Origin of the sequence: Pedobacter gandavensis (assembly GCF_032677645.1) — a bacterium.
Classification (GTDB): Bacteria; Bacteroidota; Bacteroidia; order Sphingobacteriales; family Sphingobacteriaceae; genus Pedobacter; species Pedobacter gandavensis_A.
This window is the reverse complement of sequence record NZ_JAVTSB010000005.1, coordinates 235869-251028: the sequence shown is the minus strand read 5'-3', so window position 1 is coordinate 251028 and position 15160 is coordinate 235869. Positions and strand designations below refer to the sequence as shown.

9 protein-coding genes are annotated in these 15160 nt (G+C 45.1%); 8 read left to right on the top strand and 1 reads right to left on the bottom strand.

What is annotated here, in order from left to right:
- The first annotated feature begins 40 nt into the window (after nucleotides 1–40).
- The 8 genes from R2Q66_RS10420 (at nucleotide 41) to R2Q66_RS10385 (ending at nucleotide 13544) form a co-directional block, all read left to right on the top strand.
- A complete protein-coding gene (locus R2Q66_RS10420; RefSeq protein WP_316748570.1) occupies nucleotides 41–1609 on the top strand; it encodes a BatA domain-containing protein in 1569 nt (522 codons plus the stop codon).
- Nucleotides 1602–3884 (top strand): DUF4175 family protein, encoded by a 2283-nt coding sequence (locus R2Q66_RS10415; RefSeq protein ID WP_316748567.1) that lies wholly within the window; start codon nucleotides 1602–1604, stop codon nucleotides 3882–3884. Before R2Q66_RS10420 ends, R2Q66_RS10415 begins: the two co-directional genes overlap by 8 nt.
- Nucleotides 3874–5676, top strand: a complete 1803-nt coding sequence (locus R2Q66_RS10410) for a hypothetical protein (RefSeq protein ID WP_316748565.1) — start codon at nucleotides 3874–3876, stop codon at nucleotides 5674–5676. The genes R2Q66_RS10415 and R2Q66_RS10410 overlap by 11 nt, the downstream gene beginning before the upstream one ends.
- 68 nt (nucleotides 5677–5744) lie before the next feature.
- Complete coding sequence (locus R2Q66_RS10405; protein WP_316748563.1) at nucleotides 5745–7379, top strand: TldD/PmbA family protein; 1635 nt, start codon at nucleotides 5745–5747, stop codon at nucleotides 7377–7379.
- Nucleotides 7380–7381: 2 nt separating this feature from the next.
- Nucleotides 7382–8698: a TldD/PmbA family protein gene (locus tag R2Q66_RS10400; RefSeq protein ID WP_316748561.1), complete on the top strand. Its 1317-nt coding sequence runs from the start codon at nucleotides 7382–7384 to the stop codon at nucleotides 8696–8698.
- A 190-nt stretch (nucleotides 8699–8888) separates the two neighbouring features.
- Nucleotides 8889–10529 carry a TldD/PmbA family protein gene (locus R2Q66_RS10395; protein ID WP_316748560.1) on the top strand — a complete coding sequence of 547 codons (1641 nt, stop codon included), beginning with the start codon at nucleotides 8889–8891 and terminating at the stop codon, nucleotides 10527–10529.
- Between the two features lie 31 nt (nucleotides 10530–10560).
- Nucleotides 10561–12201 carry a TldD/PmbA family protein gene (locus tag R2Q66_RS10390; protein ID WP_316748557.1) on the top strand — a complete coding sequence of 547 codons (1641 nt, stop codon included), beginning with the start codon at nucleotides 10561–10563 and terminating at the stop codon, nucleotides 12199–12201.
- A gap of 5 nt (nucleotides 12202–12206) precedes the next feature.
- The gene (locus tag R2Q66_RS10385) at nucleotides 12207–13544 is read left to right on the top strand and encodes a TldD/PmbA family protein (protein WP_316748555.1); all 1338 of its coding nucleotides are present in this window, start codon (nucleotides 12207–12209) and stop codon (nucleotides 13542–13544) included.
- Nucleotides 13545–13649: 105 nt separating this feature from the next.
- On the opposite strand, the gene R2Q66_RS10380 is transcribed toward R2Q66_RS10385, so the two are convergent.
- Nucleotides 13650–15155 (bottom strand): RagB/SusD family nutrient uptake outer membrane protein, encoded by a 1506-nt coding sequence (locus R2Q66_RS10380; protein ID WP_316748553.1) that lies wholly within the window; start codon nucleotides 15153–15155, stop codon nucleotides 13650–13652.
- Nucleotides 15156–15160 lie beyond the last annotated feature (5 nt).

The window sequence follows — 15160 nt, the reverse complement described above, 5'->3', positions numbered from 1 at the left end:
GAAAATATAAGAAACAGGTTAAAGACATAAAGATATCAAGGTGCATTTTATTTATCCCATAGGTTTAATCGCGTTAGCAGGACTGTTGATCCCGCTGATCATTCATCTGTGGAAATTAAAAAAGGGACAGACGCTGAGGATCGGAAGTATTGCGCTATTGGGCGCAGGCTCGCCTTTTACTTCCAGAAGTTACCAGATCACCGATTGGCTGTTGTTATTTTTAAGGATGTTGCTGATTGCGTTACTGGCTTTTTTTCTGGCGGAACCTTATTGGTTAAAAAAGGAAAATGGTACTGGCGGGCAAAAAGGCTGGGTGTTATTGGAGCAAGACAATCTGCCCTTTCTTTATCAAAGTCAAAAGAAAAGTATTGATTCTTTGATGCTGGCGGGTTATGAGTTACATGATTTTGGCTTGGGTTTTCAAAAGATCAGTTTAAAGGATACGGCAAATGTGTTAAGTGATAAGGCAAGTGTGTTAAGTGATACGGTAAATTTAAGTTCAGGTCTTGTTAACCGGTCGGATCTTGCTAACCGGTTGGATAAAAGCACTAAACTAAGCTATTATGCTTTGTTAAGGGAATTGAATGGGCGAATTGAGCCAAAGTTCCCGGTTTATCTTTACACGGATCATCGTTTGAGTAATCTGGGCGGAGATCTCCCGCTAATCAACTTTCATTTGATCTGGAAGGAAATCAAGGGAGCCGATACGCTGAGTACCTGGAGTACTTCCTTTGCCCATAAAACTTTTGAAGCGAAATCCAGTCCGGCTTTAACCAGTTTTAAACGATTGGATGAGGCACAGGATAATGCAGCCATCAAGGTGTTGATTTACGCAGCAGATCATCCGGAAGATGTAAACTACCTGAATGCAGCCATTGCGGCAATTGCTCAGGAAACAAAACGAAAAATAGAGGTTGAGGTGTTTAATAATAAGAATTACAGTGCTTTAAGTTTTGATGTTGGGTTCTGGATTTCCGCTAAACCAGTTGATTCTGGCTTTTCGGGAAGCATTCGCAAGGGCGGGCGATTGTTCAATTATGCCGGTGAAAAAGTAAGCCTGCTGAATTCCTGGCTGGAGCTGGAACCGGCAGGGAAAGGAAATATCGGGGCTAGCGTGGTTCGTAAAAGGACAGCTTCGACAGCTGATCCGGGCAGGAAAATCTGGACAGATGGATTTGGTATTCCCTTATTGACGCTGTCAAAAGAAAAGAATTTTGATCATTATCGTTTCTATAGCCGCATCAATCCAAATTGGACTGATCTGGTTTGGAATGAGAAATTTGTAGAAGCCATGATGCCAATTGTGTTAGGGAATGACGGAACTGAGACCGGTTTTGGTTTCGAAATGAGTCCGGATGATCAGCGAAGTACTGCAGTCTCTTTAATGGCAGGGGCACCGGCTCAGCTTTCCGGAGATCAATTGTCCGGAGCTAAAAGCACTATAGAAAAAACGTCAAATGATGAGAACATAGCGAGCTTAAATTCTGGAACTATCCGGTCTGAAAGAGAACAGCCACTTCAAAAAGCATTATGGCTTACCGCGATACTGGTGCTTACTTTAGAACGTTTCCTTTCTTTCCGTCATAAAAACAAGCTGAATCATGGTTGAGCAAGGAGGCATACGTCGTATAGAAAGGCTCCAAAAGCAATGGAGCGTGCTGCTGTTGTTCCGCATACTTGTTTTAAGTTTGGGCTTAACCCTGATTTTTGGCGCTTTTATGGCCTATCTCTTTGATTGGTCGGCTTGGGTAATAGTCGCGGTATTTCTAATTATTTTCTGCCTGTTAAGTTGGTTGAAGCCATTCTGGAAGGTCAGCAGCCATCAGATTTGCCGGCATTTGAACGAAAGATACCCGGAACTGGAAGAAAGTGCAGGACTCTTGCTGAAACCGATAGCAACGACAACAGCATGGGGAGCAATTGGTCAATTGGAACGTTTACAGCAACATAAGGTGAATCAGGTCATGATGAACCTGAGTCCTGCGCCTAAACCACCTTTCCGGAAACTAGCCTGGCCAGCGCTGGTATTGGTAGTAGGCCTTGCTATGACCCTGGGGATTTCCTTTTTAAAGCCTTTAACGAACGCTGACTCTACTGCCACCGCAAAAGAGAACATTGTGAGCGTTAAAGAAAAAGTATTGCCGGAGATCGCTTCTATTACCTTACTGATCAAAGCGCCTGCTTATACTGGTGTTCCGGAAAGGTCGCAAACGCAATTCAGTGTTAAAGCAGAAAAGGGAGCACTGCTAAAGTGGAATATCCGGACTTCTGTTCCGGTGAATGCCTTGAAACTGATTTTTAATGATCAGGAAGTCGCGGTTTTAAAGTCGCAGGATGGAGCAGGAAAAGTATGGACTTTTTCTAAAACTATCAGTAAGCCTGGTTTTTATCAGGTAGAACTGGACGGAAAAAAATCAGAACTATATATGATCACGGTGATACCGGATCTGCCGGCAGTAATCCGGATTACCCAGCCTAAAGCACACACCAGTATTGATTTTGGGCAAGCACAACTAGTTCATTTAAAGGTTTCCTTAACCGATGACTATGGCTTAAAGTCTGCTTATGTTTCGGCAACCATGGCAAGTGGTAAGGGGGAAGGTGTGAGTTTTACGGAGAAGAAGCTGGATTTTGGGGAGCAGTTTGACAACCGGAAATCGATGAGCCTTAGCAAGCTGATTGACCTCAAAGCGTTGGGAATGAAACCAGGCGATGAGCTCTATTTCTTTGTGACTGCCTATGATAATCTTGGGCAAATGAGTCGGTCTGATGTGTATTTCGTGTCGATTGTGGATACAGCGGAGCTGATGAGCATGGCCGGAATGACGAACGGTGTAAATCTGGTTCCGGAGTACTTCAGGAGTCAGCGACAGCTAATTATCGACACAGAAAAGCTATTGGCTGAAAAGAATATGATCAGCGAAGATACTTTTAAAAGCAGGAGTAATGAACTAGGCATGGATCAGAAATTATTGCGGTTAAGGTATGGGAAGTTCCTTGGCGAAGAGTCTGAAACCGAGATTGGAGCCGATCATGACCATAAAGAAGGCGAGAAGCATGAGGAACATGAAGGTCACCAGGAAGGTCATCAGGAAGAAAAAGAACCAGGAAGCGCAGTGAAGTTTGGCGATGTAAAAGCGATCATGGATAGCTATTCGCATAAACATGACATTGCCGAAGATGCGACTTTCTTTGAACCGGAGTTAAAAGCACAGTTAAAGGCCGTGTTGACGGAAATGTGGAAGTCGGAATTGCAATTGAGAACCTATAAAACCCGCGATGCCTTGCCATTTGAATATAAAGCTTTGCGGTTACTGAAAGATCTTCAGCAAAAATCAAGGGCTTATGTGGCTAAGACTACAGTTAAAGTAACGCAGCTGAAAGAAGAGAAACGCTTGTCGGGGGAACTGGATAAGATTGGGAAACCGGTCACAAAAAGCACCTTTGAACCAGATGATAAGCAGGTTTTGCTGTTGAAACAGGTGCTTGCTGTGTTGGAAAACAGGAAAGTTTCAACCGGATTTACAGATAGGGAGTCTGAGCTGTTGAAAGAAACGGAGCAGTATATGATCATTGCGGCTTCCAGTCAACCAGCGCTCTTTTTGCCGGCTTTGGCAGCAGGACGGAGGCTTTTATCGGCAAATGCAAAGGCAAAGACTGAGGTTGAGACCGGGGTTAAGGCTGGGTCAGGGGCCGTGTTAGGAGCTGGTTCCGGGTCTGGGAACGGATCAGTAAAAGACATCGCACTATTACAAAAGGCAATTCTTAAGATGTTAGGGCCGGTAGAGGTAATCCCACAATTACAGCTCACAGCCCCGGCATCTACCATAGGTCAGAAGTATTTTAATCAACTTAAAAAAGCAGCACGTTCAAATGGAATTTAAATACCTGGCTATCGGAATTTGTGTGGCATTGGGCGTTTTTCTCCTGATCAGCGAGACGCGTAGAAAGCGTAAAGCGCATTTGATCTGGCGCTTGCTGGCGAGCACGGTGGTCATGCTTTGCTTTTATTTATTGTTGTATCCGCCAGGGTACAAGACTAAAAAAACAGCTGGTGTTCAGGAGATTAATCTGTTAACTTCAATTGTGTCTGATTCTTTAAGAGGCGTGTCTTATTCTGTAGATTATCAGTTGTTTATGAATGGAAGAAAAGAGGGTGTTCGCTTTGCTTCTGATCTGGAATACTTTCTGAAATCAAACCCTGATCTGCAAGTCGTTCATATATACGGCAATGGACTGAACGCAAATCAGCTGCAATTATTAAAGGAAAAACAGTTGAGTTTTCATCCGGGGCCGGTACAAAATGGCCTGTTTGCCCTGAACTGGAATGCCCGGCTGAAAGCAACCGAGCCATTGGTTTTGCAGGGTACTTATCAGCATGTCGGAACGGAGCCGGTAACCTTGTTGCTGGAAGGTTTGGGAACAAGGATGGATTCTGTGATGATTGATCAAAAAGGGTTACAGTCTTTTAGCTTAACAGCTTATCCGCAGCAAACAGGGAAAGCAGTTTTTCGTTTGATCGGGTTAAAAGGAGATACAAATTCAGGAATGCGAAGTAGCAGAAAAAGCGGGGATACCTTGTTTAGCGCCCCTGTTCCTTTGGAAATCAAGCCTTCCAATCCGGTAAAGATTCTAATGCTGGCTTCTAATCCAGATTTTGAGTATAAGTTTCTGAAGAACTGGTTCTTTGAAAAACAGTATCCTTTGGTCTTTAGAACACGAATTAGTAAAGATAAGTACAGCACAGATTTTTTGAATACCGACCTCAAGGAAATCAATACGATAAATGCGCTGCTATTGAAGAAAATGGATTTGCTGATTCTGGATGAAGAAGAAATGGCGCAACTTTCAGAAGCAGAGCATGCTAATATCAAACTTGCGGTGGCAGAAGGTTTGGGGCTGTTTATCAGAGGTAATAGCTTGAAATCTGCCTTCGGAAAAGACCCTGGGCGCTATGAATCTCCCGCATTAAAAAACAAACCATTAAAAGGCAGTTTTGCCGATCATGCCGGGGTGTTTAGCGCTTTACCTATGGAACAAACGCTGTTTTTGAAATCCGGTAACAACGATCATCCATTATTTCTGGAATCCTCAGGTAAGATACTGGTCAGCACCAGCCGTTATGTTATGGGCCAACAAACGGTATCGGTTTTACCGGCTACTTATCAATGGCTTTTGGAAGGTTCTAAGGCCGATTACGCCAGATTCTGGTCTGAAATGTTACATAAAACAGCAAGACCAACCGAAGTTCAGCAAAGCTGGTCTGTTAGTCCGGCATTGCCTAAAACCGGCGAAAGGCTAAATATTTCCATCTCTTTGCCTCCCGAAAAAGCCCTTCCACAGTTTAAATTGGGAAATGAGATCCTGAGTCCTTTACAGCACAGGGAGCTTCCTACACAATGGCAATTGAATACCCGGGCCAGACAATCGGGTTGGAACACCCTGAGTTTTGGCAACATACAAGATTCCTTTTACGTCTATGAAGCATCCGATTGGCAGCAGCTCCGGGAGGCCCAAAACCGCCTCGCCACTGCTCAATTTGTAAAAGATCATCCCATCCGGACTCAAGTTTTAGAAACGAACATTTTATTAGAGAAAAAACTTTCTTTATGGTGGTTTTTTATCCCCTTGTTACTTTCTCTCAGTTTTTTGTGGTATGAAACTAAAATGTTATAAAATTTCTTCAATATTCCCTTTTTTATTTAGTTAAATTGGAAGTATTATTAACCTAACTAACTGACCACTTGAAAAGAAAAGACTTTATCTACCTATCCGGAATCGGAATGGGGGCCTTGCTGCTTCCTGACCTTTCTGCTTTCGGAAATCCCATAGACCCCTTGCAGGCCTTAGAGGGGGTAGATGTTAAAATTAAAAAGGAGCTCGCCGATGTAGCTTTAAATGCGGCAAAATCTAAAGGCGCCAGTTATGCGGATATCCGGATCGGCAGATACCTCAACCAGTTTGTCTCCACAAGGGAAAAAAGAGTGCAGGGCGTGGCCAATACCGAGTCTTATGGGATTGGCGTTCGTGTGCTTGCCGATGGTTGCTGGGGATTTGCAGCAACCAATAACATCAGCAAAGATGCCGTGGCTAAAGCGGCCGAACAAGCGGTGGCAGTAGCTAAAGCAAATGCTAAGATTCAGGGTGAACCAGTACAGTTGGCGCCACAGAAAGGTTTTGGTGAGGTGAGCTGGAAAACTCCGGTAGAAATCAATGCTTTTGAAGTTCCCGTGAAAGATAAAGTAGACCTGTTATTGAACGTGAATGACATCGCCATGCAGAACGGTGCCAACTATGTAAACTCGGTCATCTTTGCGGTAAATGAGCAGAAATATTTCGCTTCTACCGATGGTTCTTACATCGATCAGGACATCCACCGCATCTATCCTTCCTTCAATGTGACCAGGATTGACAGGGAATCCGGTAAGTTCCAGACCCGCTCTGCCTTAAGTTCTCCAATGGGAATGGGTTATGAATACATGAATGCCCGTCCTCAGGATAAGGTTTCCGGTGTTGTAACCCGCTATAAAGACCGCTATGATATGCTGGAGGATGTAAAATCAGCCGCGCTGAATGCCGCAGAAAAGGTGAAAGCCAAATCGGTAGAACCGGGTAAATACGACCTGGTGCTTGATCCTTCCCATTTATGGTTAACGATTCACGAATCTGTAGGACACCCCACAGAACTGGATCGCGTACTGGGCTATGAAGCAAATTACGCAGGAACGAGCTTCCTGACCCTCGACAAATGGAAATCTAAGAACTTTAAGTTTGGTAGCGACCGCGTCAATGTGGTGGCAGATAAAACGCAACCCGGTTCTCTGGGGGCTGTTGGCTATGACGATGAAGGTGTGAAATGTAAAAAATGGGACATCATCAAAGATGGGGTACTGGTGAATTATCAGGCCATCCGTGATCAGGCACATATCATTGGTCTGGATGAATCGCAGGGTTGTTGCTATGCTCAGGGATGGGATGATGTGCAGTTTCAGCGCATGCCGAATATCTCCCTGCAAGCCGGAAAAGAGAAGTTAAGTGTAGATGATATGATTAAAAACGTAGAAAAAGGGATTTATATCATCGGAAACGGCAGCTTTTCAATTGATCAGCAACGCTATAATTTCCAGTTTGGCGGACAAACCTTTTACGAGATCAAGAACGGAAAGATTGCTGGTATGCTCAATGATGTGGCTTATCAGTCCAATACACAGGAGTTCTGGAATTCCTGTTCCGCCATCTGCGACCAAAGTGATTACCGCCTCGGTGGTTCTTTTAACGATGGTAAAGGACAGCCTTCGCAAAGCAGCGCAGTTTCCCATGGTAGCGCAACCACAAGATTTAACGGAGTTAATGTGATTAATACAGCAAGAAAGATTTAATTATGGCCATATTAAGTAAAGAAGAAGCCCAGGCATTACTAAAAAAGGTACTCAGCTATTCCAAAGCAGATTCCTGTGAACTAAGTTTAAGTGGCTCTGATGGCGGAAATATCCGCTATGCAAGAAATGCGGTCTCTACTGCCGGACAAATCAGTGTGATGGATCTGGCAGTGAGCGCTACTTTCGGCAAGAAAACCGGGGTAGCAACCATCAATGAATTCGACGATGCTTCCCTGCAAAAAGTAGTGAGAAGAGCGGAAGAACTGGCCATGCTGGCACCAGAGAACCCGGAATTTATGCCTTTGTTAGGGCCGCAGACCTATGAGCAGTCGGCAACGTATAACGCAAAAACAGCGGCGATTACGCCAGATACCAGGGCAGAAATGGTAGGTAAGAGCCTCCAGGTCTCTAAAGCCGCCAATCTGGAAGCCGCCGGGTTTTTAGAAAACTCTACCAGGTTTAATTCGATTATGAACTCCAAAGGGCTTTTTGCTTATAATAAAGGCACGGATGTTTCCTTTTCTGTGACGGTCAGAAATCAGGCAGGAACAGGTTCCGGCTATATTGAGCAGGGTTTCAACGACCTGGATAAAATGGATACGCTGACACTGAGTAAAATCGCCGCCTCAAAAGCTACCGGATCTGCCGCTGCAAAAGCCATTGAGCCGGGTAAGTATACGGTGATTCTGGAACCGCTTGCCGCCAGTGATATGCTGGGCAATATGTTCAGGGGATTTGATGCCCGCAGTGCGGATGAAGGTAGAAGCTTTATGAGCAAAAAGGGTGGTGGAACGCGTATGGGCGAACAGTTGTTTTCGGAGAATGTCAATATCTATTCTGATCCGATGAATCCGGAAATCCCTTCTGCAACATGGAATGGGGATGGTTTGCCCGTTAAAAGAACGCAATGGGTACAAAATGGAGTGGTTAAAAACCTTTCTTATTCCCGGTATTGGGCAGGACAAAAGGGCGTTGAACCGGTGCCTTTCAGCAGAAGTATTGTGATGGAAGGTGGTACGCAGTCTCTGGAAGACCTGATTAAAAGCACGGAAAAGGGAATTTTGGTGACGAGGTTTTGGTACATCAGATCGGTTGATCCGCAGACCTTGTTGCTGACTGGTTTAACGAGGGATGGCACGTTTTATATAGAGAATGGGGAGATTAAGTTTCCGGTGAAGAATTTCAGGTTTAATGAGAGTCCGGTGATTATGTTGAATAATGTAGAAGCGTTAGGGAAGCCGGTAAGGACGGGGAGCGGGATGATTCCTCCGATGAAAATCAGGGACTTTACGTTTACTTCATTGTCGGATGCGGTATAAGTTGGGAGCATAATTGAGTGCAAAACCTGGGAACATAATTGGGAGCCTATATTAAAAAAGGGAGTATAGTTATTCAACGGCTGGAACCTTTGCCCTGAAGGGGGCAAAATTCCTATGCCTTTTTAATAACTATGCTCCCTTTTTTTGTTGAACAGCTTTAAAGGGACTTTAATATTAAAGGGAAAATACATTGAGAAGAAGAGACTTTTTATATATGACCGGAGTTGGCCTTGGGGCATCGATGGTACAAGGGATGCCTGTTTTTGGCAGGGAGATCACCGTTGAGGAGGCTTTAACGCCGGTAGAGGTGGTTTTGAAGAAGAGGATGGCTGATGTTGCGCTAAATGCAGCAAAGTCTAAGGGGGCAACTTATGCGGATGTCAGGATTGGTCGTTATCTGAATCAGGTGATTGCGACACGCGAAAAGCAGGTGCAGAATATTTCCAATTCAGAGTCTTTTGGGATGGGTGTCCGGGTGATTGCTTTTGGCAGCTGGGGTTTTGCGGCTACCAATAATCTGGACAATGACAGCATTGCCAGGGCAGCAGAAATGGCGGTCGCGATTGCTAAAGGAAATTCGAAGTTATTGACGGAGCCCGTACAGTTGGCACCACAGCAGGGTTTTGGTGAAGTGAGCTGGAAAACTCCAGTGGAAATCAATGCTTTTGGCGTGTCTATTCCGGATAAGGTGGAGCTGCTGTTAGGGGTCAATAATGAGGCTTTAAAAGGAGGCGCGAAGTATGTGAATTCGAACCTTTTTATGGTCAATGAACAGAAGTATTTTGCTTCTACGGATGGTTCTTATATTGATCAGGATATCCATCGGATCTGGCCAACTTTTACGGTGACCAGGATTGATCCGGCAGGCGGAAAGTTTGAAACCAGAAATGCACTTTCTGCGCCAATGGGTATGGGATTTGAGTATATGACGCCAAAGGATTCGGAGAAAATTAAAGGCGGACCGGTAACGATGTATAAAAAGCGTTATGATATGCTGGAGGATGTTCGGGAAGCGACGGCTCATGTGGCGGAGAAGTTAAAAGCCAAACCAGTGACACCTGGGAAATATGACCTGGTGCTTGATCCAACGCATTTATTTCTCACGATTCATGAGTCTGTAGGGCATCCAACGGAGCTGGATCGGGTATTGGGCTATGAAGCAAATTATGCAGGAACAAGCTTCCTGACTTTAGATAAATGGGAAAGTAAGAACTTTAAGTTTGGTAGCGAACAGGTCAATGTGATTGCGGATAAAACAGAGTCGGGCTCTTTAGGCGCTGTTGGTTATGATGATGAAGGGGTGAAATGTGGCAACTGGGACATCATAAAAGACGGGGTTCTGGTGAATTATCAGACGATTAGGGATCAGGCGCATATTCTGGGTTTAAAGGCTTCTCAGGCTTGTTGTTATGCCGATAGCTGGGAAAGTATCCAGTTTCAGCGCATGCCAAATGTATCGCTGGCACCGGGGAAAGCTCCGCTTACCGCAGCAGATATGGTAAAGAATGTAGAGAAGGGGATTTATATGTTTGGTAGAAATTCCTATTCTATTGATCAGCAGCGCTATAACTTTCAGTTTAGTGCCCAGCTGGCTTATGAGATTAAAGACGGACAGATTGGAGGCATGTTGAAAGATGCTTCCTATCAGTCTAATACGCAGGAGTTCTGGAATTCCTGTACGCAGCTTTGCGACAAAAATGATTATCGTTTGGGCGGGACTTTTGCCGATGGAAAGGGACAGCCTGGTCAGGTGAGTGCCGTTTCTCATGGCAGTGCAACTACCCGTTTTAACGGGGTAAACGTGATCAATACCGGACGTAAACTGAGTTAAGATTTTATTCACCAACCTAAACCACCTTACTTTGAAACGTAGAAATTTTATTCATTTAACAGGGATTGGCGCCGCCGCAGCAATGCTTCCGGCCATTCCGGTATGGGGAAATGAGATCTCCCCGGAAAGAGCGCTCGAATACATCGATCCAGCGGCAAAAAAACTGCTTTCTGATGTCGCACTCAATGCGGCAAGAGCTAAAGGAGCAACCTATACGGATGTTCGTGTTGGCCGGTACCTGAATCAATATGTGGTGACCAGAGAGGATAAAGTGCAAAATATCGTCAATACCGAGTCTTATGGCGTGGGGATCCGCGTGATTGCCAATGGCTGCTGGGGTTTTGCCGCAACAGACCAGATGGACAAAGACAGCATCGCGAAAGCCGCTGCGCTGGCCGTTGCTATTGCTAAAGAGAACGCCAGATTACAAAGCGAACCGGTACAATTGGCCCCTCAAAAAGGCCATGGGGAGGTCAGCTGGAAATCTCCGATAGAGAAAAATGCTTTTGAAGTCCCGATTAAAGAGAAGGTGGATTTACTGTTGTCGGTTAATGATGCCGCCATGAAAGGTGGTGCCGATTACATCAACTCTATCCTGTTTATGGTGAATGAGCAAAAGTATTTCGCTTCCTCGGATGGCTCTTATATTGACCAGGACATTCACCGCATCTGGCCAACGTTTTTCATTACCAAGATCAATAAAGAAACCGGAAAATTTGAAACGAGGAATGCCTTAAGTGCCCCTACAGGTAAAGGGTACGAGTATCTGGATGCCAGACCAGAAGATAAAATAAAAACGGCTTCCGGAACGCTGTATAAAGGACGCTATGATATGCTGGAAGACGCGAAACAGGCGGCAACGCAGGTGGGCGAAAAGCTCAAGGCGAAGTCGGTGGAGCCGGGTAAATACGACCTGGTTTTAGACCCTTCGCACCTTTGGTTAACGATTCATGAGTCTTGCGGGCACCCGACAGAACTGGATCGGGTATTGGGTTATGAGGCAAATTTTGCGGGTACCAGTTTCCTGACTTTAGACAAATGGGAAAGCAAGAATTTCAAATATGGCAGTCCGCAGGTGAACATTACTGCGGATAAAACAGAGCCCGGTTCTTTAGGAGCCGTTGGTTATGACGATGAAGGGGTGAAATGTGGCCAATGGGATGTGATCAAAGATGGGGTTTTGGTGAACTATCAGGCGATCCGGGATCAGGCACATATCGTAGGACTTGATCATTCTCAGGGTTGTTGCTATGCCGACAACTGGAGCAGTGTGCAGTTTCAGCGCATGGCGAATATTTCCCTGCAACCGGGTAAAGAGCCTTTGTCGATTGCCGATCAGATCAAAAATGTAGAAAAAGGGATTTATATCGTTGGCGATGGTTCCTTTTCCATTGATCAGCAACGCTATAACTTCCAGTTTGGCGGACAATTATATTATGAAATTAAGGGAGGTAAGATTGTCGGCATGTTGAAAGATGTGGCCTATCAGGCCAATACACAGGAGTTCTGGAATTCCTGTTCGGCAATCTGCGATCAAAGTGATTACCGTCTGGGCGGTTCCTTCTTTGATGGTAAGGGCCAGCCCATGCAAAGCAGTGCCGTATCTCATGGATCTGCTACCGCGCGTTTTAATGGAGTTAATGTGATCAATACAGCTAGAAAAATCGGATAGAAATCATGGCAATACTAACTAAAGAACAAGCTAAGGCGCTGTTAACGAAAGTACTCAGCTACTCAAAAGCAGATGAATGTGAAGTAAATCTTGGTGGATCAGATTCAGGAAATATCCGGTATGCAAGAAGTTCTGTGTCTACCAGCGGAGGCTCCAGTACCCAAAGTCTGGTGGTGAATTCCGCCTTTGGAAAGAAATCAGGGGTGGCTACCATCAATGAGTTTGATGATGCTTCCCTGGAAAAGGTGGTGCGCAGGGCAGAAGAACTGGCACAGCTGGCACCGGAAAACCCGGAGTTTATGTCCTTTTTAGGGCCTCAGGAATATGGACCGGATTCTCCTACCTTTTCTGAAATCACAGCCGCTATAGGGCCGAAGGAAAGGGCAGATGCGGTAGCTGCAAGTCTGGATCAGGCGAAAAAGAACAAGCTCAACGCAGCGGGTTTCCTTTCTAATCAGTCGGGTTTTTCGGCCATGATGAATAGTAAAGGCCTGTTTGCCTATAATAAAGGCACGGATGTGGCTTTTAACATCACCATCCGTACAGCAGACGGGAAAGGATCTGGTTATGCGACCAGAGGTTATAATGATTTCAGCAAGCTGGATACCAAAACGGATACCGCAGTAGCCGCAAAAAAAGCCATGGCTTCGGTAACCGCGAAGGCCATTGAGCCGGGTAAATATACCGTGATTCTGGAGCCTACCGCAGTGGCGGTGATGCTGGAAAACCTGTTTTTTGATCTGGATGCCCGTACCGCCGATGAAGGCAGGAGTTCGATGAGCAAGCCTGGTGGGAAGACCAAAGTAGGAGAACAGTTGCTGGATGAACGCGTAAACGTGTTTTCAGATCCATGGAATAAAGAATTGCCGGGCGCAACCTGGTCGGGGGATGGCCGACCGCAGCAGAAGGTGAACTGGATAGAAAAAGGGGTGGTTAAAAACCTGTATGCTTCCAGGTACTGGGCAGAAAAGACAGGGATTAAAGCATTGCCTTCGCCTGATGGCTTAATCATGTTGGGTGGTGATAAATCGCTGGAAGAGCTGATTAAAGGGACGGAGAAGGGAATATTGGTCACCAGATTGTGGTATATCCGTTCGGTAGATCCGCAAACTTTACTGCTGACAGGTTTAACCCGAGATGGTACTTTTTACATTGAGAACGGGGAGATCAAGTTTCCGGTGAAGAACTTCCGGTTCAATGAAAGCCCGATTATCATGCTTAATAACCTGGAAGAAATGGGGAAAACGGAAAGAACGGTGAGTGCGGAATCAAATTCGAACTACCTGCTACCTCCTTTGAAGATCAGGGACTTTACCTTTACTTCTTTGTCAGACGCGGTTTAACGAACGAAACAAGCATAATGGTTTAAAATAAACAAAGGGCTGTCCGAATTTCATCGGAACAGCCCTTTTTCATAGGTGGGTATTATAGGGTATTATCTTTGTCTATTAGTTTTCCAGATTACCATTGTTGTTTAATTCCGCGATTGGGAGTGGAACCAGGTAATAAGGGCTGTTTGGTACGAAGTCCTTGCCGTTCGGGAATTTCAAGGTGGTATGTTGTTTGGCAAATACTTCCTTAGGCAGGCCATCAGCACCAATGATGGTTACTTTTAACGGTTGTCCATCTGCGCCTAAAGCTGGTTTCCTGATAACGGAAGCCTGTGTTCTCAGGATATCTGAGATTCCAAAACCTTCTCCCCAAAGTTCCTTTCTTCTTTCGATCAGGATGTTGGCGATCACTGCTTCCTGAGATTGTACGCCTAAAACAAATGGCGTCGCTTTTCTGGCGGTCAGTAATTCATTTAAGGTTTCTGATGCTTTAGGTAGATTGCCAGCTCTGGCAAAGCCTTCCGCAGCGATTAGCGTCATTTCTGCGGAACGCATCATCACGATATCTCCGGTTACATCCGGGCGGAATTTAAACTTCTGGTATCTTAAATAACCTTCTCTACCTGGCAGTGGGTCCCATAAAAACAGTTTCGTTCTGATGTCTGTGGCATCAAATAGTTTTTTGAAATTCGGGTCTGCCATGAAGCTGTAATAGTAAGAAGAAGAACTGCTCACATCCAGGAAATGGAAGGTATAACTGGCATTACTCTGGTCCGGTTGCTGACCTTGACCCCAGATCCATTCGCTGTTTTTAAGGTCGTTAAAGCCATTCGCATATTCATCTACAGGCATGTAGGTGTAGTTTTTCTTTGCTGCTAAAGCCTGTTCTGCGGCCAGATCCCATTTACCCATATTCAGGTAAGTTCTCGCTAAAAGACCATGCACCACATCAATATTGATTTTGTATTTGGTGGTATTTGGACGGATATAAGCGGGTAATAAAGCCTCAGCTTGTGTTAAGTCGGCAATAATTACCTGATAGATTTCCTCCAGGGTTGCTTTTGGCTTCGCTACTGAATTTGGAAGTGTAGGCGTAGTGTACAAAGGAACTGCTTTTGCCTGTGGGTTTAACTGGTAATTGAACTGGTAAAAAGTAACCAGGTTTAAATAACTGTTGGCCCTTAAAGCTAGTGCCTGACCTTTAATCCTTGCTTTTTTATCTGCAGAACCTGCCGATGCGTCGATTTTGGTAATGATGTTATTGGTATTGTCGATCACTTTGTACAGGATCGACCAGATGGCGCTTAAACGGTTTGGGCTGTTGGCGATGGTAAAGTTATAGGCATCTCTATAGCCGTATTTGTTTTGGATAATGGCTACATCATTTCCCATGGCGTCGCTGTTCCTTAAAATGGTGGTATATCCAGGATTGGCCAGGGTGAAATAAGTTTCGTGCATATAAGCCCAGGTTCCGTTCAGAACCGTCTCGATATTGTCAACATTGGCATACACCACCGCCTCATCTACGGATGTGGTAGGGCTGGTGGTTAGCTCTTTCTTGCAACCCAGAAAAGGGAGTAAAAGGGCTGTAACCGCTATATAGGTGATATTTTTGATATTCATTGTCG

Excerpts from the sequence above, each read along its gene's own strand:
- R2Q66_RS10400 (WP_316748561.1), top strand. The coding sequence starts at position 7,382 with ATGGCCATATTAAGTAAAGAAGAAGCCCAGGCATTACTAAAAAAGGTA.
- R2Q66_RS10385 (WP_316748555.1), top strand. The coding sequence starts at position 12,207 with ATGGCAATACTAACTAAAGAACAAGCTAAGGCGCTGTTAACGAAAGTA.
- R2Q66_RS10410 (WP_316748565.1), top strand. The coding sequence starts at position 3,874 with ATGGAATTTAAATACCTGGCTATCGGAATTTGTGTGGCATTGGGCGTT.
- R2Q66_RS10380 (WP_316748553.1), bottom strand. The coding sequence starts at position 15,155 with ATGAATATCAAAAATATCACCTATATAGCGGTTACAGCCCTTTTACTC.
- R2Q66_RS10415 (WP_316748567.1), top strand. The coding sequence starts at position 1,602 with ATGGTTGAGCAAGGAGGCATACGTCGTATAGAAAGGCTCCAAAAGCAA.